The following is a 17,789-nucleotide window of genomic DNA, read 5'->3' on the forward strand; positions in this document are numbered from 1 at the left end:
GCATTTCAAATGTGGGAGCGGGCTTGCTCGCGAAGGCCACGGCACCGTTCTCACTGAATCACACGCACAAAAAACCCCGAAAGGCTCAAACCCTTCGGGGTTGTCGTTTACGCGCACGATTACAATTTGGCGATCGACACCTCGGTGGATTTCACAAACGCGATCACTTCACTGCCGACCGCCAGCTCCAGCTCTTTCACCGAGCGCGTGGTGATCACCGAAGTGACGATGCCGGAAGCGGTCTGCACGTCGATTTCCGACAGTACGTCGCCGAGGACGATTTCCTTGATGGAGCCTTTGAACTGGTTGCGAACGTTGATGGCCTTGATAGTCATGGTGTTGATTCCTGTCGTTGGGTAAGACTTGCGTTATTGAGCCCAGCGCAATTGCGTGGGCAAGGGTGTGAAACAGGTTCCGGTTCCGGCGGCTGGCCGGGTAGCGCCAGCACGCGATTGAGCACTTCGGTTTCCAGCACCGCCAGCCGATGGGAACCGCGCACCCGAGGGCGCGCCAGTTCCACGTGCAGGTCAAGGCCGACTTCACCGTCTTCGATCAGAATCACCCGATCGGCAATTGCCACCGCTTCGCTGACGTCGTGGGTCACCAGCAACACCGTGAAGCCGTGCTGCTGCCAGAGCCGTTCGATCAACTGCTGCATTTCAATTCGGGTCAGGGCATCCAGCGCGCCCAAGGGTTCGTCGAGCAACAGCAGGCGCGGCTGATGAATCAACGCACGGGCCAACGCCACGCGTTGCTTCTGTCCACCGGACAGCGCGGCCGGCCACTCGTTGGCGCGGTCGGCCAGGCCCACAGCGTCCAATGCTTCAAGCGCTTGCGGCCGCCAGTTGCCCTTGAGGCCCAGACCGACGTTGTCGATGATCTTTTTCCATGGCAGCAAACGCGCTTCCTGGAACATCAGCCGGGTGTCTTCCCGCGCCTCGCTCAGTGGCGCGGCACCGGCGAGCAGCTCACCACCGGTGGGTTGGTCGAGACCGGCGAGCAATCGCAGCAAAGTACTTTTGCCGCAACCGCTGCGACCGACCACGGCGACAAATTGCCCCGCCGGAATGTGCAGGTCGATCTCGCGCAGTACCTGCCGTGAGCCAAAGGTTTTTTGCAGCTTGCGCACCGCCAGCGGAATCCCGCGCAGCAGGCGTGGAGGTTGCTCCGCGATCATGCCGCACCTCCCTTGGCAACCTGATACGCCGGGTGCCAGCGCAGCCACACACGCTCAAGTCCACGGGCCGCGAGGTCGGCCAGTTTGCCGAGCACCGCGTACAACAGAATCGCCAACACCACCACGTCGGTCTGCAAGAACTCCCGGGCATTCATCGCCAGATAGCCGATACCGGAACTGGCGGAGATGGTTTCCGCGACGATCAACGTCAGCCACATGAAACCCAGGGCGAAACGCACGCCGACCAGAATCGAAGGCAGCGCACCCGGCAGAATCACCTGCCAGAACAGACCGAAACCGGACAAGCCATAACTGCGTGACATCTCCACCAGCGCCGGGTCGACGTTGCGGATGCCGTGATAGGTGTTGAGATAAATCGGGAACAACGTGCCCAGCGCCACCAGGAAAATCTTCGCCGACTCGTCGATGCCGAACCACAGGATCACCAAAGGAATCAGCGCCAGATGCGGCACGTTGCGGATCATCTGCACCGAGCTGTCGAGCAAGCGTTCGCCCCATTTCGACAGGCCGGTGATAAAACCCAGGGTCAGACCGATGCCGCCACCGATGGTGAAACCCAGCGTGGCACGCCAGCCACTGATAGCCAGGTGGGTCCAGATTTCGCCGCTGCGCACCAGGTTCACGCCGGCCTCGATCACGGCAATCGGTGCCGGCAGGATCCGCGTCGACAACCAGCCCGCCGACACACTCAACTGCCACACCGCCAGCAACAACACCGGCAACGCCCAGGGCGCCAGGCTGTAGATGATTTTCTTCATGAGCGCGCCTCAGCTCTGGGACGCGGCTTTGGGCAGGATATCGTTGGCGACCATCTCGCCGAACGGGCTGACGTAACCGGCACTTTTCGGCAGTTCAGGACGCTCGACATCGAGGTGCGGGAACAGCAATTCGGCGACGCGATACGACTCCTCCAGGTGTGGATAACCGGAGAAGATAAACGTATCGATGCCCAGGTCCGCGTACTCCTTCACGCGGGCGGCCACGGTCGGACCATCGCCCACCAGTGCTGTACCGGCACCACCGCGGACCAGACCGACACCGGCCCACAGGTTGGGGCTGACTTCCAGGTTGTCGCGGCTGCCGCCATGCAATGCGGCCATGCGTTGCTGTCCGACCGAATCGAAACGCGCCAGCGAAGCCTGGGCACGAGCGATAGTCTCGTTGTCGAGATGAGAGATCAGCCGATCCGCGGCTTTCCATGCCTCATCGTTGGTTTCGCGCACGATCACGTGCAGGCGAATGCCGAAGCGCACGGTGCGTCCGAGCCTGGCGGCTTTGGCACGGACCTGTTCGATTTTTTCCGCAACGGCGGCCGGTGGTTCGCCCCAGGTCAGGACCATTTCCACCTGTTCGGCGGCCAGATCCTGTGCGGCTTCCGAAGAACCGCCGAAGTACAGCGGCGGACGCGGTTGCTGGATCGGCGGATAGAGCAGTTTCGCGCCCTTCACGCTGATGTGCTGGCCGTCGTAATCGACGGTTTCACCTTCCAGCACGCGGCGCCAGATACGGGTGAATTCCACCGAGGCCTGATAACGTTCTTCGTGGCTGAGGAACAGGCCATCACCGGCCAACTCTTCCGGATCACCACCGGTTACCAGATTGAACAACGCCCGTCCGCCGGACAGTCGATCCAGGGTCGCAGCCTGCCGCGCCGCTACCGTCGGGGAAATGATCCCGGGGCGCAGGGCGACAAGGAATTTCAAGCGTTGGGTCACCGGAATCAGCGATGCCGCCACCAGCCATGAGTCTTCGCAGGAACGCCCGGTCGGAATCAGCACCCCGCCAAAACCCAAGCGGTCAGCGGCTTGCGCGACTTGTTGCAGGTAACCGTGATCGACGGCGCGTGCGCCTTCGGCGGTGCCAAGGTAATGGCCGTCGCCGTGGGTAGGCAGGAACCAGAAGATATTGAGGCTCATGGAGTGGTCTCCTTGGGGAATCGAATTATTGGGCTTTGGCAACAGTGGCCGGCGGCGTCCAGATCACGTCTTTGATGCTCAACGGCTTGGGAATCAGCTTGAGTTGGTAGAAGCTGTCGGCGATTTTCTGCTGTGCCGCGACCACTTCCGGGGTGAGGAGCAGCGCGCCGTAGCCCTGGCGTTTCACCGCGGTCAGGGTGATATCCGCCGGCAGGCCGAGCAGTGGCGACACCTGTTCAGTCACCTCCTGGGGATTGGCCCTGGACCACTCGCCGACCGCGCGCACTTCTTCCACCAGGGTCTTGATCACCTCGGGATTGTTTTGCGCGTAAGGTTTGGTCGCCAGGTAGAACTGGTGGTTGTCGACGATGCCCTGGCCATCGCGCAGGGTGCGCGCTTGCAGTTGCTGTTCGGCGGCGGCCTGGTAGGGGTCCCAGATCACCCAGGCATCGACGCTGCCTCGCTCGAACGCGGCGCGGGCATCGGCCGGCGGCAGGAAGACGGTCTGGATGTCGGTGTATTTGAGGCCGGCGTCTTCCAGTGCACGCACCAGCAGGTAGTGCACGTTGGAGCCCTTGTTGAGCACGACTTTCTTGCCCTTGAGCTCGGCTACAGATTTGATCGGCGAGTCCTTCGGCACCAGGATCGCTTCGCTGTGTGGCGCTGGCGGTTCATAGGCGACGTAGAGCAGATCTGCGCCAGCCGCTTGAGCGAACACTGGCGGTGTTTCGCCGGTAACGCCGAAGTCGATGGAGCCGACGTTCAGGCCTTCAAGCAGTTGCGGGCCACCGGGGAACTCAGTCCATTGCACGTCCACGCCTTGGGCGGCGAGACGTTTTTCCAGGGTGCCTTTGGCTTTGAGCAGCACCAGAGTGCCGTACTTTTGATAGCCAATGCGTAATACGCCTTCCTGGGTAGAAAGCGCCTGAGCTTGAGTAATAACGCCGAAGGCGGCCGCAGCAAACAGAGCGACCAGACCACGACGCAAAATGACAGGGCGCATGGCGCTCTCCTTTTTGCAGTTGGGTTTTGGCTGCACCTGCTTGCCCGTTGGCGGGCGAGTAAGGCCAGTACTTCAATTTTTCGGTGAGGGTTAAATGCTCCAGCGAGCACTCAGCAAACGATCATTCAACAGGTTCGGATCGAGCGGCTTTGGCCGTCGTGCCATGGCGCTGAAAAACAGCTCCAGCGATTCATTCAGCCGTTGCTCCAGCTCCGGCGCCAACTGTGCCATGGCGCTGCCTTCGCCGTAAGCGATCTGACTGTCGACGGCGAAAATCCCTTGCAGCATTTCCTGGGCTTTCAATGCCGACAGTACCGGCTTGAGCGCGTAATCCACCGCCAGCATGTGGGCGATGCTGCCGCCAGTGGCCATCGGCAGAACCACCTTGTGGCTCAAGGCGCGTTCGGGCAGCAGATCCAGAACGACTTTCAGCGCTCCGGAAAACGATGCCTTGTAAACCGGTGTGGCGATCAGCAGGCCATCGGCGTTTTCAATCTGTTGCAGCAGGTCGATCACCTTGGGGCTGTCGAAGCGTGCGTGCAGCAAGTCCTCGGCCGGGAAGTCCCGCACCTGATAACTCACCACTTCCACGCCCTGTCCTTGTAACCAACGCTGGGAGCGGTCCAGCAGCACCCCGGAACGAGAGCGCTGACTGGGACTGCCACCGAGTGAGACAACCAACATTCAAACGATTCCTTGCACGGTGTTGGCGATTCGCGGTTTGCGATCTCGCTTCGATGGAGTGACCTTAGCAGCTGATTTATATATCTATAAATCATATTTATTCATTTAGTTATTCGTTAAGGAAATATACAAACAGACTTCTTCCGGGCAAAAAAACAGGCCGTCGAAACGGCCTGAAATCCCCTGCTTTGTGGGTGCCTTTAACTGTGAAAGCTGTGGTGTCTGATCTGGCGCCTTCGCGAGCAAGCCCGCTCCCACAGGGGGGTACGCGATCAACTGTGGGAGCGGGCTTGCTCGCGAAGGCGGCATCAGCCACACCGCAAATATTGATGACTCACCGATTCGGCTGCGGCGTCAGGCGCAAATACGGTTTAACCGCCCGATAGCCCTTGGGAAAGCGCTGTTTGATTTCATCCTCATCCTTGAGCGACGGCACGATCACCACCTCATCACCGTCCTGCCAGTTGGCCGGTGTGGCCACCTTGTAGTTGTCGGTGAGTTGCAGCGAGTCGATCACTCGCAGGATTTCGTGGAAGTTGCGGCCGGTGCTCGCCGGGTAGGTAATCGTCAGCCGGACCTTTTTGTTCGGATCAATCACGAACAGCGAGCGCACGGTCAGGGTGTCGTTGGCGTTGGGGTGGATCAGGTCGTAGAGGTCCGAGACCTTGCGGTCGGCGTCATCCAGGATCGGGAAGTTGACCACGGTGCCCTGGGTTTCGTTGATGTCCTCGATCCACTTGTGGTGCGACTCCACCGGGTCCACCGACAACGCGATGGCCTTGACTCCACGCTGGGCGAACTCATCCTTGAGCCTGGCGGTGAAGCCCAATTCAGTAGTGCATACCGGTGTGAAATCCGCCGGATGGGAAAACAGCACGCCCCAGCTATCGCCCAGCCACTGATGGAAACGAATGGTGCCGGCGCTGGAGTTCTGTTCGAAATCGGGGGCGATATCGCCAAGTCTGAGACCCATGGTGCTGCTCCTTGTGAGTGCTTGATGGGTTCAACTGTGCCTGTGTTTTTTATCTATTAAAAAGAATAAATATCGATTTATTTAGATCATTAAGAAATATTAAAGATCTGTTCACTGGACGTGCACGCACAACCCGCCGAACATCGGCCACAAGGTTCGAGAAGGCCTTGAGTTGCTGCAAAGAGGGAACTTCAGGACGGGATTACGGGGGTGAACCCGTCCTGGAAATGCAAAAGCCCCGCCCGGTGCAATACCGGGCGGGGCTTTTTTGTCTTGGTTACGCGAACGCTATTACAACAGCGGGATCGAGTAGCTGACGATCAGGCGGTTTTCATCCTGCGAACGGGTGTTCGGCAGGTCGGTGCGCCAGGTAGCGTTTTTCCACGCCAGCCCCAGGTTTTTCAGCGGACCTTCCTGAACGACGTAAGCCACGCTCAGATCGCGCTCCCACTCGGAAGCACCATTGGCCGCCTCGCCACCCTTGGCGTTAACGGTATCGATACTGTCACCGTGCAGGTACACCAGACCCGCGGTCAGGCCAGGTACGCCGACCTTGGCGAAGTCGAACGCGTAGCGTGCTTGCCAGGTTTTCTCGCCGGCACGGCCGAACTTCTGGATTTGCGAATCGGTGATGGTGTAGTTCGACGAACCGTCACCCTGGTTCAGCCAAGGGAAGTCACTGCTGCCGTTGCTGACCTGGTAACCGCCACCGAAGGTATGACCGGCAACCGAATACAGGAACAGGCCGCTGTACAGGTTGTTGTCGACCTTGCCTTTACCGTTTGGCGCGTTGTAGTTGCCGGTGGTGAAGAACAGAGGGTCGTGACCGTTGGCACCATCATCAGAGCTGTTGAAATAACGGAAATCCGACTTCAACACGCCCGGGCCGATTGCCCAGTTGTGCACCAGACCCAGGAAGTGTTGCTTGTAGAACTCTTCCAGGTTGCCGTAGTAGTACTGGGCCGTCAGGTCCTTGGTGATTTTGTAGTCACCACCGGCGTAGATGAACTTGTTGCTGTCGCGGAACTTGGTGCCGCGAGTGTTCGCACCGGAAATCGACATCTGCTCGTTGTTGCTGGAGTTACGGCCTTTAACGGCTTCGATCTGACCACCGACCAGCGACAGGTCCTTGATCTCGGCGGAAGTGATCTGGCCACCCTGCCAGGTTTGCGGCAGCAGGCGGCCGTCGTTGGTCACAATCACCGGGTTTTTCGGCTGCAGGGTGCCGAGCTTCAGTTCGGTCTGGGAAACCTTGGCCTTGGCAGTCAGGCCCAGGCTGGAGAAATCATCAACCGCCTCGCCGTTGGATTTGCTCGGGAAAACCGTGCCGCCGTAAGAGGTCGCCGTGGCGCCGTTGGTGCCGCCGCCCGAATCCAGCTTGACGCCCAGCAAACCGATGGCATCGATACCGAAGCCGACGGTGCCTTGGGTGTAACCGGAGATGAAACGCAGATCGAAGCCCTGGCCCCATTCTTCGTTTTTGTTGGCACCGGCACCGTCACGGTTGTCGGTATTGATGTAGAAGTTGCGCAGCCCCAATGTTGCCTTGCTGTCTTCGATAAAACCCGCGGCGCTTGCCTGCTGGGTCAAAACCCCTACGGCCACAGCGATGGCCAAGGTGGACTTGTTCATGTTTCGCTCCTCTCGTTTCTAATTCTTGTGTTCCTGGTCCTGGATCTAATGCCCGGGATCCTAAACGCATAAATTCGCGGCAAACCGTCTGAGCCGGTCGTTTGGCGGGCCGCAGGATACATGGCCTTAAAGCCAAAAAGAATTTTTTAGTATTTTTTAATATCGACTTGGAATATGACTTCCCACGACAGATCCGAGGTATCGGCGGTAAGGCCAATTCCTGAACCTGATCAATTGTCGAGGGACGAAATTGCCAAATCCGAGCTCAGGGAAGAGTGTCGGACAGGCGCACTTTAAGCGGGATGGCTAAAAACCAAAAAGAATAAAAAAGAAATAGCATCTTTGTTTGTGGAATATAAAACTCGGCACGAAAAAAAGCCCCGCCAACCGACGGGGCTTTTTCTGACGGCTATTACATGAAGCTGTAGGTGTAGTTGAAGATCAGACGGGTCTGGTCTTGGTCAAGGGTGCTGGTGTTGCCACGGTAGGTACCGTGACGCAGCGTCGTGCCAAACCCTTTCAGTGCGCCCGTTTGAATCACGTAATCAATACGCGCGTCGGTCTCGTGCTCACTCAGGTCTTTACCAACACCGTTGGTAGCCTTGATGTCCTGGCCATTCAAGTAAGCAATCGAAGCTTTCAAGCCAGGCACGCCCAGGGAGGCGAAGTCATAGGAGTACTGACCGTACGTGGTGTTTTCACCGGCACGGATAAAGCTGCCAACCGTGGCGTCGGTAAACGAGTAGAAGCTCGCGCCGCCGGCACCTTCAGGATTACCGTTGCTATCGACAAGGTTGCCTTGGTTCAGGAAAACGAAGCCGCCGTCATCGTTGACACGCTGATGCCCGATCAGGAACGCGTTGCCACCCAGGGTATAGGTGAACGTGGCGCTCCAGGTCTTGTTATCGACCACGCCCTTTTCTTTGGCAAAGCCATTGTTGTTGTTGAATTGGAAGCCAGGGTCGCCATTCTTGCCGTCGGAGCTGCTATCGAAATAACGGATATCGGTCTTGAACGACTGATTGGCCGCGATTGGGTAAACGTGCACCAGGCCGAGGAAGTTCTGCTTGTAGAAGTCTTCCAGGTTCGCATAGTAGTACTGCAGCATGAGGTCTTTGGTGACCTTCCAGTCAGCACCACCGTAGAGGAATTTGTTGCTGTCCTGAGTCGCGCCAGCCACAGACAGGCCAGTGGAGTTCGAGGAGGCGCGCCCCGACGCGTGCTCCAGCTGACCAAAGTTAAAGGTCACGTTGTCGATTTCTTTGGAGGTGATGGTGCCACCTTCAAAGGTCTGCGGCAGCAGACGGCTGTCGTTCGCGATCAGGATCGGCAGGTTAGGTGCCAGAGCGCCACCCAGGTGGGCTTCAGTTTTCGAGAAGCGCGCCTTGACGTTGCCATCCAGACGGCTCCACTCGTCGGCCGCCTCATTGCCATCGCTAGGGAAGAATGAGTTGCTGTTACCGGTCGGGTGATGCCCCTTGCCGCCATCCAGGTGGATACCGACGAGTGCCTGAGCATCGATACCGAAGCCGACAGTACCTTGGGTAAAACCGGACAGGTAGTCGAACTTCAGACCTTCAGCGGTTTCGCGCTGACGGTTGGCAGGAGTGCTCGCACCTTCACGCATATCGGCGTCGTAATACATGGTGCGAGAGCTGATGGATGCCTTGCTGTCTTCCAGGAAACCTGCGGCGCCTGCCTGCTGCGCCAAAACCCCAACGGTCACGGCCATAGCCAAGGTGGACTTGTTCATTGTGAAGCTCCTCTCGATTCTAATTCTTGTGTTCCTGGTCTCGAGTCGACGCCCGAAATCCTAAGATGCGCGATTAGCGCCAGAGCGTGACCCATAAGTCAATCGTAACCATATGTGTCTACGACCATAGTCTAACCCCCGGTTTTTTGGTCCCTGCAGGGTCATGAATTCGTCATGAACCTGAAAAGAATTACCCGATTCTTTTCTAATACCGTTTAGGAATTTAGCTCCCGACTCTCCAACTACCCCAGAATAGAGGGTTTTTCTTACAAGCTAATTCCTAATCGGTATTTGTTTTTGCTTTTTTAGATCGATTAGTTTCTGACGCAATTCGGAAACAAATCCTTTACCGAAAGGCAGCCCCATGACGACTAAACGCGCACTATCCGGATCAATTGTTACAGTTTGTGTATCGTTCGTATTTTCTTTCACCGCTCATGCAGCGAACCTCACCGTCGGCTATCAAACCGGAATCGACCCCAGCAAAGTCCCTCAGGCCGATGGCCTTTATGAAAAAACCATCGGCCAGCCCATCGACTGGCGACGCTTCAACAGCGGCCCGGAAGTGGTCACGGCGATTGCCTCCGGTGATGTGCAAATCGGCAATCTCGGCTCCAGTCCGCTGGCCGCTGCCGCCTCGCGCAACCTGCCAATTGTCGCGTTCATCGTTTCGGCCCAGATCAATGCCGCCGAAGCGCTGGTGGTGCGCAACGGCAGCGGCATTGAAAAGCCGCAAGATCTGATTGGAAAGACCATCGCCACGCCGTTCGTTTCAACCTCCCACTACAGCCTGCTTGGCGCGTTGAAGCACTGGGGCCTGGACAGTTCAAAAGTCAAAGTGGTGAACCTGCAGCCAGCGGAAATCGCGGCCGCCTGGAAACGTGGTGATATTGATGGCGCGTTTGTCTGGTCGCCTGCCTTGGGGGAGATCCGCAAGAGCGGCAAGACCTTGACCGATGCCGCGCAGGTGGGCCAATGGGGGGCACCGACCTTTGAGGTCTGGGTGGCGCGCAAGGATTACGCCGAAAAACATCCGCAGGTCGTGGCAAAGTTCGCCAGGGTCACCCTGGATTCATTCGCCGACTATGCCGCTCATAAAGACCAATGGACCGCCGATTCGCTGCCCGTGCAGAAAATCGCCAAACTGACCGGTGCCAACGCCGCGGATGTACCGGAGCTATTGGCCGGTTCCGCATTCCCGGATGCCCGGGCGCAACAGAGCACCGCGTTGCTGGACGGCGGCACGGCCAAGGCCATTGGCGAGACGGCGAAATTCTTGAGGGAACAAGGAAAGGTCGAGACGGTGCTGCCGGATTACTCGCCGTATGTCAGTGCGAGGTTTGTGCAGGAGTAATTGAAGGCTGCTGTGCGGCCCATCGCGAGCAAGCTCGCTCCCTCAGGGAGTTGTGTCGATCACAGACCCTATGTGGGAGCGAGCTTGCTCGCGATGGGAGCGCCGCGGTTACAGGGCTTTTTCGAAGATCTTCGAATTACGCTGATAGTTGTACAGCGACGCCCGCGCCGACGGCAGTCGGGCGACGCTGCTGGGTTCGAAGCCACGTTCGCGGAACCAGTGCGCGGTGCGTGTGGTGAGGACGAACAAGGTTTTCAATCCCTGAGCCCGTGCGCGGGTTTCAATACGTTCCAGCAGCTCATCGCCGCGACCGCCATGGCGGTACTCCGGATTCACCGCCAGACATGCCAGTTCACCCGCATCCGAATCGGCGATCTGATACAGCGCCGCACAGGCGATGATCATGCCTTCGCGCTCAACCACACTGAATTGCTCGATTTCGCGCTCCAGCACCTCGCGGGAACGGCGCACCAGAATGCCTTGCTCTTCCAGCGGACTGATCAAGTCCAGCAAACCACCGACGTCTTCAATGGCCGCTTCGCGCACCACTTCGAATTGCTCCTGGGCCACCAGCGTACCGCCACCGTCGCGGGTGAACAGTTCGGTCAACAGTGCGCCGTCTTCGGCGTAGCTGACGATATGGCTGCGGGCCACGCCGCCACGGCAAGCTTCGGCCGCGGCATCCAGCAATTCTGCCTGATAGTTGCTGCCCAACCGTTGCAGATGTGCAGGCACTTGCTGCGGACGCAGTTCGCGCACCAGGCGCCCGTGTTCATCGATCAGGCCCAGGTCGGCACCGAACAGCAGCAGCTTGTCCGCACCCAGGTCGATGGCCGCACGAGTGGCGACGTCTTCGCAGGCCAGGTTGAAAATCTCCCCGGTCGGCGAGTAGCCCAGCGGCGACAGCAGCACGATGGAGCGCTCGTCCAGCAGACGGTTGATGCCCTTGCGGTCGACCCGGCGCACTTCGCCGGTGTGGTGATAGTCGACGCCTTCGAGCACGCCGATCGGCCGTGCCGTCACCAGATTGCCGCTGGCCACCCGCAGGCGTGAACCCTGCATCGGCGACGAGGCCATGTCCATCGACAGGCGAGCCTCGATGGCAATGCGCAACTGGCCGACCGCGTCGATCACGCACTCCAGGGTCGCAGCATCGGTGATGCGCATGCCGTGGTGGTAATGCGGGGTCAGGCCACGGGCCGCGAGGCGCGCTTCGATTTGCGGCCGGGAACCGTGAACCAGCACCAAACGCACGCCCAGGCTGTGCAACAGCACCAGGTCGTGGACGATATTGCCGAAGTTCGGGTGTTCAACGCCGTCGCCGGGCAGCATGACGACAAAGGTGCAATCGCGGTGGGCGTTGATGTAAGGCGAAGCGTGACGAAGCCAATTGACGTATTCGGGCATGAACCTGGGCCTGTAATAAATAGCAGCCGAAAAAAAGGGCGAAACTGAAAACGCACAGCGGGCTGATGGTTATCGTCGGAACAGGCTTGGCGACACGCGCGCTCTCCTCATGAATACGGGTTTGAATACCGGCAATTTATACGGCTTGTCAGGCAAATCACAGACCCTGTGGGAGCGGGCTTGCTCGCGAAGGCGGTGTCTCAGTTAATACTGATATAGCTGACACGCCGCCTTCGCGAGCAAGCCCGCTCCCACATGGATTGCATTCAGCTGACGGTGGTCAGGCAATAGTGTTCGATCAGTTGCCTTAATAGATGCACCGTAGGCTGCAAACGTGACATTTCGAGGTATTCCCCCGGCTGGTGGGCGCAGGCGATATCACCCGGGCCAAGTACCAGCGTTTCACAGCCAAGGCGCTGAAGATAAGGCGCTTCGGTGCCGAACGCCACTGCTTCGGCGCTATGGCCGGTGAGCTTTTCGGCGAGCCGCACCAGCTCCGCATCCGCGGCCTGCTCGAAGGGCGGCACTTCCGGGAACAGCGGCGCGTAGTCGATCTTGACCTGATGCCGTTCGGCAATCGGGTTGAGCTTCTGCAGGATCTCGGCACGCAAGGCCTTGGGGTCCATGCCGGGCAACGGCCGCAAATCGAATTCCAGCGAACACTGGCCGCAGATACGATTGGGGTTGTCGCCGCCATGGATGCAGCCGAAATTCATCGTTGGGGTCGGCACGCCAAACTGTGGATTGCGGAATTCGCGCTGCCACAACAAGCGCAGGCCGCGCAGTTCACCGATGGCATCGTGCATCGCTTCCAGGGCGCTGTGGCCCAGGCGCGGGTCGGAGGAATGACCGCTCTGACCGAGGATGTCGATGCGCTCCATCATGATGCCTTTGTGCATGCGGATCGGCTTGAGCCCGGTCGGCTCGCCGATCACCGCCGCGCGTCCCAACGGCCGTCCCGCTTCGGCCAGCGCGCGGGCGCCGGACATCGAGCTTTCTTCGTCACACGTGGCGAGAATCAGCAATGGCTGTTTGAACGGTTGATCGAGCAGCGGTTTGACCGCTTCGATGGCCAGGGCGAAAAAGCCCTTCATGTCGCAACTGCCCAGACCGACCCAACGGCCGTCGACTTCGGTCAGTTTCAGCGGATCGGTCTGCCACAACGCAGCGTCGAACGGCACGGTGTCGCTGTGCCCGGCGAGCACCAGGCCACCGGGGCCGGAACCGAAACTGGCCAGCAGGTTGAACTTGCCGGGGCTGACTTGCCGGATCTCGCAGGTAAAACCCAGCTCACCGAGCCACGTCGCCAGCAGGTCGATCACCGGGCCGTTGGTTTGATCGAGACTGGGCTGGGTACAACTGACGGACGGTGTAGCGATCAGCGCAGCGAATTGTTCTTTCATCGATGGCAATGGCATCGCTGACTCCCGGCTCCCGAATTGAAGTCCATCATAGAACCAACCGGTGACAGGAATAAACCGTCGCGGCGCGGACTAACCTTGAGTCCTGTACACTGCACGACCTTGGCAGCCACACATTCCCCCGGCTGCGCTCCCGATCCTGGATTTTCCGGCCATGCAGAAAGAAACCGAAATCAAACTCCGCGTCAGCCGCGAAACCCTCGCCGCCCTGCGCGAGCACCCGTTACTGAAGAAACGCAACAAAAGTGGCTGGGAACGCCGTGAGTTGATGAACCAGTACTTCGACACGCCCGAGCGCGACCTGGCCCAGGCCAAAGTCGCCCTGCGCCTGCGCAAGGATGGCGACGAAGTGATTCAGACCCTCAAGACCCGTGGCCAGAGCGTCGCCGGTTTGTCGGTACGTAACGAGTACGACTGGAACCTGCCCAAAGCCAAGCTCGACCTGAAGAAACTCGACGGCGAATGCTGGCCCGAGGAACTGGCCGAACTTGACAAGAAAACCCTGAAGCCGATCTTCACCACCGACTTCGTCCGCGAACGCGCGGAAATCGCCTGGGGTCGCGGCAAGACCAAAGTAGTCATCGAAGCCGCGCTGGACCTGGGTCACGTCGTGGTCGGCAAGCAGAAAGAAGAAATCTGTGAGCTGGAACTGGAACTGCGCGAAGGCGAGCCGGCCGCATTGCTGGAACTGGCCGCCGAGCTGGCCGAGAAACTGGCCCTGATGCCGTGTGACATCAGCAAGGCCGAGCGTGGTTATCGCCTGTACGACGCCCACAGCTACTCGTTGAGCCTGCCGGCGCCGCAGATCACTGCCGAAACGCCGCTGGACGACGCGTTCGCCGCGCTGAGCTGGCATTTGCTGGGCAGCAGCCAGCGTCTGGCCGAACAGTATCGCTTCAACGGTCACTGGCGCCTGTTGCAGGACTGGGTGGAAAACCTCGCGGAAATGCGCGCCCTGATCAGCAGCCTCGGCCAGGCCGCTCCGCGTCAGTCGACCCACGATCTGCGTGTCGCCCTCGATGCCTTGCTGGAAGACTGGCGCCCGCTGGTCCAGGCCGGCCTGGAAGATGAAGACGTGCGCAAAGCCGCACCTGAGCAGTTCCTCGAAGAACTCGAAGACCCGCGCTGGGGCCTGTTTTCCCTGACCACCTCGCGCTGGTTGCTGGCCCGCACCTGGGCCGCCGACCGCAACACCCGTGGCAATCGCCAGGGCGCTGCGCAACTGGGCAGCTGGTTGCCGCGCCTGCTGGGCGAGGAAGCCACATCGCTGCAATTGCAGCGTTATCAGCAACAGCCGGAAGACCTGGCCGAGCAACTGCCACGCATCGAACGCATCCAGGTCTGGCTGCACCATGCGCGTAACGTGCTGGAGATCCCGGAAATGGATCGCCTGTACGGCGAGCTGAACAAACTGGCGCAACTGGCCAACGAATCGATCACCGACGAAGTCCTGGATGCGCGCAAGCAGCAGGCGATTGCGGTGTATCAGAACCGTGCCTGGAAAATGCTGCTGCGCCTGTAATACCGCTAGCGCGAGCAGCTTGCCGGGCGAAGAGGCCGGAACATCCAGCATCTATGTTGGCTGGTCCGGCACTTTCGCGGGCAAGCCCGCTCCACAAGGTTTTGCACAGTTCTCAGTGGCCGTGGCTACGGCCAACATGGGAATGCTCAACCTCCGTTGCCACAACCCCGCCGCTCACTTCCAGCCGCTGCAAAATCCCGCATTGATCGATATCCGGCCCTTCGCTGCAGCGTTGGCGCAGGTCGAGCAGTTGCGTCTGCAAGGCCAGCAAGCCATCGATCCGCGCCTTGACGTGGTGAATGTGCTCGTCGATCAGCGCGTTGACGCTTTCGCACTGGTCCTGCGGGCTGTCGCGAAACGCCAGCAGGCTACGGATTTCTTCGAGTGTCATGTCGAGGGTGCGACAGTTGCGGATGAAGGTCAGGCGCTCGGCGTGGACCTGGGTGTAGACGCGATAGTTGCCGTCGCTGCGGGCCGGTTCCGGCAGCAGGTTCTCGCGCTCGTAGTAGCGGATGGTTTCCACGGCGCAGTCCGTAAGTTTCGCCAACTCTCCAATCTTCATGACGACAATCTCCAAAACTCCAGAATCGGTGCTTGACCCTATAGTGGCTACAGGGTCTTAACTAGGCAACAGGCACTCTTATGGACGTAACCAATGAGCGATTCCCTGCACTCCCACAAACCCGGGGCTGAACATGCACACAGCCACAAGCTCAAGCCCGTGCAAAAGCATGGCCATGATGGTCATGGTGATTCCTGCTGTACAGCCAAAGCGACGACGCCAGCGATTGTAAAACTGAGCGAATCGCCGACGACCGGGGCCAGACTGAGCAACTTTCGCATTGAAGCGATGGATTGTCCGACCGAGCAGACACTGATCCAGAATAAGTTAAGCAAACTGACCGGGGTGCAGCAGCTTGAGTTCAATCTGATTAATCGAGTGCTCGGCGTGACCCACGATTTGCCCGGTATCGAGCCGATCGTAGAGGCCATCAAGTCCTTGGGCATGCAGGCCGAGCCGATGGAAACGGGCGCTGAAACCTCGACGCTGGAGCCCCGGAAAAAGCCGTGGTGGCCCTTGGCGCTGTCCGGTGTGGGTGCATTGCTGGCAGAAGTTATCCACTTCAGCGGTTCCGCACCGAACTGGGTGGTGGCGGCTATCGCACTGGTTTCGATCCTCAGCGGTGGCCTCGGTACCTACAAAAAAGGCTGGATCGCCCTTAAAAACCGCAACCTGAACATCAACGCGCTGATGAGCATCGCGGTGACCGGTGCGGTGCTGATCGGCCAGTGGCCGGAAGCGGCAATGGTGATGTTCCTGTTCACCGTGGCCGAGTTGATCGAAGCCAGATCCCTCGACCGCGCGCGCAATGCCATCGGCGGTCTGATGCAGATGACTCCGGACACGGCAACGGTGTTGCAGGCTGACGGCAGCTGGCTGGAACTGGATGTCAAAACCATTGGGCTCGGCGCGCGGGTACGGGTCCGTCCCGGTGAACGCATCGGCCTGGACGGCGAAGTGCTGTCCGGCCGGTCGACCATCGATCAGGCGCCGATTACCGGTGAAAGTCTGCCGGTGGAAAAGTCCGTCGGCGACAAAGTATTCGCCGGCACCATCAATCAGGCCGGGTCCCTGGAGTACGTGGTGACCGCCGCGGCAGATAACTCGACCCTGGCCCGCATCATCCACGCCGTCGAACAGGCCCAGGGTGCGCGGGCGCCGACCCAGCGCTTCGTCGATCAATTCTCGAAAATCTACACCCCGGTGGTGTTCGTCCTGGCCCTGGCGGTGGCGATCATCCCGCCGCTGTTCATGGGCGCTGTGTGGTTCGACTGGATCTACCGCGCGCTGGTGTTGCTGGTGGTGGCTTGTCCATGTGCACTGGTGATTTCCACCCCGGTGACCATCGTCAGCGGTCTGGCGGCGGCGGCGCGCAAGGGCATTCTGGTCAAGGGCGGCGTGTACCTGGAAGGCGGGTACAAGCTGGATTACCTGGCTCTCGATAAAACCGGGACGATCACCCACGGCAAACCGGTGCAGACCGATTACCTGTCCCTCGACCCGACCGCTGATGCCACGGCCCCGGCAATTGCCGCTGCGCTGGCCGGGCGCTCGGATCACCCGGTTTCCATGGCCATCGCCAAAGCGGCTGTGGATAAACAAACCACGACGCTGATTGTGGATAACTTCGCAGCGCTGGGTGGGCGCGGTGTGCGCGGCGAGATCAACGGCCAGCTCTACCATTTGGGTAACCATCGTCTGGTGGAGGATCTGGGCCTGTGCTCGCCGGCGCTGGAAGAAAAACTGTTTGCCCTGGAAAAGCAGGGCAAGTCGGTGGTGCTGCTGCTTGATTCGTCCGGCCCATTGGCGCTGTTCGCCGTCGCCGATACGGTAAAAGCGTCCAGCCGCGAAGCCATCCGGCAACTGCATGACCTGGGCATCAAAACCCTGATGCTCACCGGTGACAACGTCCACACCGCCCAAGCCATTGCTGCGCAAGTCGGCATCGACGAGGCCAAGGGCGACCTGTTGCCAGGTGACAAACTGCAGGCTATCGAGGCTCTTTATGGCCAAGGGCATCGGGTTGGCATGGTCGGGGACGGCATCAACGACGCGCCTGCGCTGGCGCGTTCCGAGATCGGTTTTGCGATGGCCGCCGCAGGCACCGATACCGCTATCGAAACTGCAGATGTCGCCCTGATGGACGACGATCTACGCAAAATCCCGGCATTCATTCGCCTGTCGCGGCAGACGTCGAGCATCCTCAAACAAAACATTGCCCTGGCTTTGGTCATCAAGGCGATCTTTCTTGGGGTAACCTTCGCCGGGCTCGCTACCATGTGGATGGCAGTGTTCGCCGACATGGGCGTGAGTCTGTTGGTGGTGTTCAACGGTTTGCGCCTGCTGCGCAAATAAAGGATGAGG

General features: G+C 59.5%; 14 protein-coding genes and 1 pseudogene. 3 read left to right on the forward strand and 12 right to left on the reverse strand.

What is annotated here, in order from left to right; genetic code table 11:
* Positions 1 to 119: 119 nt before the first annotated feature.
* The 9 genes and pseudogenes from ABIA48_RS16200 to ABIA48_RS16240 all read right to left on the reverse strand — a co-directional run bounded on the left by ABIA48_RS16200 (position 120) and on the right by ABIA48_RS16240 (position 9,159).
* Positions 120 to 335: a TOBE domain-containing protein gene (locus tag ABIA48_RS16200; RefSeq protein WP_007967989.1), complete on the reverse strand. Its 216-nt coding sequence runs from the start codon at positions 333 to 335 to the stop codon at positions 120 to 122.
* Between the two features lie 33 nt (positions 336 to 368).
* Positions 369 to 1,177, reverse strand: a pseudogene (gene ssuB, locus ABIA48_RS16205) (aliphatic sulfonates ABC transporter ATP-binding protein).
* Complete coding sequence (ssuC, locus tag ABIA48_RS16210) at positions 1,174 to 1,956, reverse strand: aliphatic sulfonate ABC transporter permease SsuC (protein ID WP_429489915.1); 783 nt, start codon at positions 1,954 to 1,956, stop codon at positions 1,174 to 1,176. The pseudogene ssuB and the gene ssuC overlap by 4 nt, the downstream one beginning before the upstream one ends.
* Positions 1,957 to 1,965: 9 nt before the next feature.
* Positions 1,966 to 3,114 carry an FMNH2-dependent alkanesulfonate monooxygenase gene (ssuD, locus tag ABIA48_RS16215; RefSeq protein ID WP_007987666.1) on the reverse strand — a complete coding sequence of 383 codons (1,149 nt, stop codon included), beginning with the start codon at positions 3,112 to 3,114 and terminating at the stop codon, positions 1,966 to 1,968.
* 25 nt (positions 3,115 to 3,139) lie between these two features.
* Positions 3,140 to 4,117 carry a sulfonate ABC transporter substrate-binding protein gene (locus tag ABIA48_RS16220; RefSeq protein WP_429489918.1) on the reverse strand — a complete coding sequence of 326 codons (978 nt, stop codon included), beginning with the start codon at positions 4,115 to 4,117 and terminating at the stop codon, positions 3,140 to 3,142.
* Between the two features lie 90 nt (positions 4,118 to 4,207).
* On the reverse strand, positions 4,208 to 4,801 hold the full coding sequence (gene ssuE / locus ABIA48_RS16225) for an NADPH-dependent FMN reductase (RefSeq protein ID WP_429489920.1): 594 nt from the start codon (positions 4,799 to 4,801) through the stop codon (positions 4,208 to 4,210).
* 334 nt (positions 4,802 to 5,135) lie between these two features.
* Entirely contained in the window at positions 5,136 to 5,774 is a 639-nt protein-coding gene (locus ABIA48_RS16230) for a peroxiredoxin (RefSeq protein ID WP_310055988.1), read from the reverse strand.
* 291 nt (positions 5,775 to 6,065) lie between these two features.
* The gene (locus ABIA48_RS16235; protein WP_429489922.1) at positions 6,066 to 7,406 is read right to left on the reverse strand and encodes an OprD family porin; all 1,341 of its coding nucleotides are present in this window, start codon (positions 7,404 to 7,406) and stop codon (positions 6,066 to 6,068) included.
* Positions 7,407 to 7,818: 412 nt separating this feature from the next.
* Positions 7,819 to 9,159, reverse strand: a complete 1,341-nt coding sequence (locus ABIA48_RS16240; RefSeq protein ID WP_429489924.1) for an OprD family outer membrane porin — start codon at positions 9,157 to 9,159, stop codon at positions 7,819 to 7,821.
* 364 nt (positions 9,160 to 9,523) lie between these two features.
* On the opposite strand from ABIA48_RS16240, the gene tauA reads away from it, so the two are divergent.
* On the forward strand, positions 9,524 to 10,513 hold the full coding sequence (gene tauA / locus ABIA48_RS16245; protein WP_429489926.1) for a taurine ABC transporter substrate-binding protein: 990 nt from the start codon (positions 9,524 to 9,526) through the stop codon (positions 10,511 to 10,513).
* A gap of 108 nt (positions 10,514 to 10,621) precedes the next feature.
* On the opposite strand, the gene argA is transcribed toward tauA, so the two are convergent.
* Both argA and argE read right to left on the reverse strand, forming a co-directional pair.
* Positions 10,622 to 11,920, reverse strand: coding sequence for an amino-acid N-acetyltransferase (argA, locus tag ABIA48_RS16250; protein ID WP_429489928.1), 1,299 nt, complete (start codon positions 11,918 to 11,920; stop codon positions 10,622 to 10,624).
* A 266-nt stretch (positions 11,921 to 12,186) separates the two neighbouring features.
* Positions 12,187 to 13,338 (reverse strand): acetylornithine deacetylase, encoded by a 1,152-nt coding sequence (argE, locus tag ABIA48_RS16255; RefSeq protein WP_429489930.1) that lies wholly within the window; start codon positions 13,336 to 13,338, stop codon positions 12,187 to 12,189.
* A gap of 157 nt (positions 13,339 to 13,495) precedes the next feature.
* Between argE and ABIA48_RS16260 the strand changes: the two genes are divergently transcribed.
* On the forward strand, positions 13,496 to 14,863 hold the full coding sequence (locus ABIA48_RS16260; RefSeq protein WP_007993156.1) for an inorganic triphosphatase: 1,368 nt from the start codon (positions 13,496 to 13,498) through the stop codon (positions 14,861 to 14,863).
* A 112-nt stretch (positions 14,864 to 14,975) separates the two neighbouring features.
* On the opposite strand, the gene cadR is transcribed toward ABIA48_RS16260, so the two are convergent.
* Positions 14,976 to 15,425 carry a Cd(II)/Pb(II)-responsive transcriptional regulator gene (gene cadR, locus ABIA48_RS16265; RefSeq protein ID WP_429489933.1) on the reverse strand — a complete coding sequence of 150 codons (450 nt, stop codon included), beginning with the start codon at positions 15,423 to 15,425 and terminating at the stop codon, positions 14,976 to 14,978.
* 93 nt (positions 15,426 to 15,518) lie between these two features.
* Here cadR and ABIA48_RS16270 point away from each other — a divergent pair, with 93 nt between their 5' ends.
* A complete protein-coding gene (locus ABIA48_RS16270; protein WP_429489936.1) occupies positions 15,519 to 17,780 on the forward strand; it encodes a heavy metal translocating P-type ATPase in 2,262 nt (753 codons plus the stop codon).
* The last annotated feature ends 9 nt before the right edge of the window (positions 17,781 to 17,789 follow it).

Origin of the sequence: Pseudomonas sp. S30_BP2TU TE3576 (genome assembly GCF_050436025.1) — a bacterium.
GTDB lineage: Bacteria > Pseudomonadota > Gammaproteobacteria > Pseudomonadales > Pseudomonadaceae > Aquipseudomonas.

What these genes read in the sequence shown, in the direction of transcription:
- ABIA48_RS16200 (WP_007967989.1), bottom strand. Translation starts at nt 335, where the DNA reads ATGACTATCAAGGCCATCAACGTTCGCAACCAGTTCAAAGGCTCCATC.
- ssuC (WP_429489915.1), bottom strand. Translation starts at nt 1,956, where the DNA reads ATGAAGAAAATCATCTACAGCCTGGCGCCCTGGGCGTTGCCGGTGTTG.
- ssuD (WP_007987666.1), bottom strand. Translation starts at nt 3,114, where the DNA reads ATGAGCCTCAATATCTTCTGGTTCCTGCCTACCCACGGCGACGGCCAT.
- ABIA48_RS16220 (WP_429489918.1), bottom strand. Translation starts at nt 4,117, where the DNA reads ATGCGCCCTGTCATTTTGCGTCGTGGTCTGGTCGCTCTGTTTGCTGCG.
- ssuE (WP_429489920.1), bottom strand. Translation starts at nt 4,801, where the DNA reads ATGTTGGTTGTCTCACTCGGTGGCAGTCCCAGTCAGCGCTCTCGTTCC.
- ABIA48_RS16230 (WP_310055988.1), bottom strand. Translation starts at nt 5,774, where the DNA reads ATGGGTCTCAGACTTGGCGATATCGCCCCCGATTTCGAACAGAACTCC.
- ABIA48_RS16235 (WP_429489922.1), bottom strand. Translation starts at nt 7,406, where the DNA reads ATGAACAAGTCCACCTTGGCCATCGCTGTGGCCGTAGGGGTTTTGACC.
- ABIA48_RS16240 (WP_429489924.1), bottom strand. Translation starts at nt 9,159, where the DNA reads ATGAACAAGTCCACCTTGGCTATGGCCGTGACCGTTGGGGTTTTGGCG.
- tauA (WP_429489926.1), top strand. Translation starts at nt 9,524, where the DNA reads ATGACGACTAAACGCGCACTATCCGGATCAATTGTTACAGTTTGTGTA.
- argA (WP_429489928.1), bottom strand. Translation starts at nt 11,920, where the DNA reads ATGCCCGAATACGTCAATTGGCTTCGTCACGCTTCGCCTTACATCAAC.
- argE (WP_429489930.1), bottom strand. Translation starts at nt 13,338, where the DNA reads ATGCCATTGCCATCGATGAAAGAACAATTCGCTGCGCTGATCGCTACA.
- ABIA48_RS16260 (WP_007993156.1), top strand. Translation starts at nt 13,496, where the DNA reads ATGCAGAAAGAAACCGAAATCAAACTCCGCGTCAGCCGCGAAACCCTC.
- cadR (WP_429489933.1), bottom strand. Translation starts at nt 15,425, where the DNA reads ATGAAGATTGGAGAGTTGGCGAAACTTACGGACTGCGCCGTGGAAACC.
- ABIA48_RS16270 (WP_429489936.1), top strand. Translation starts at nt 15,519, where the DNA reads ATGAGCGATTCCCTGCACTCCCACAAACCCGGGGCTGAACATGCACAC.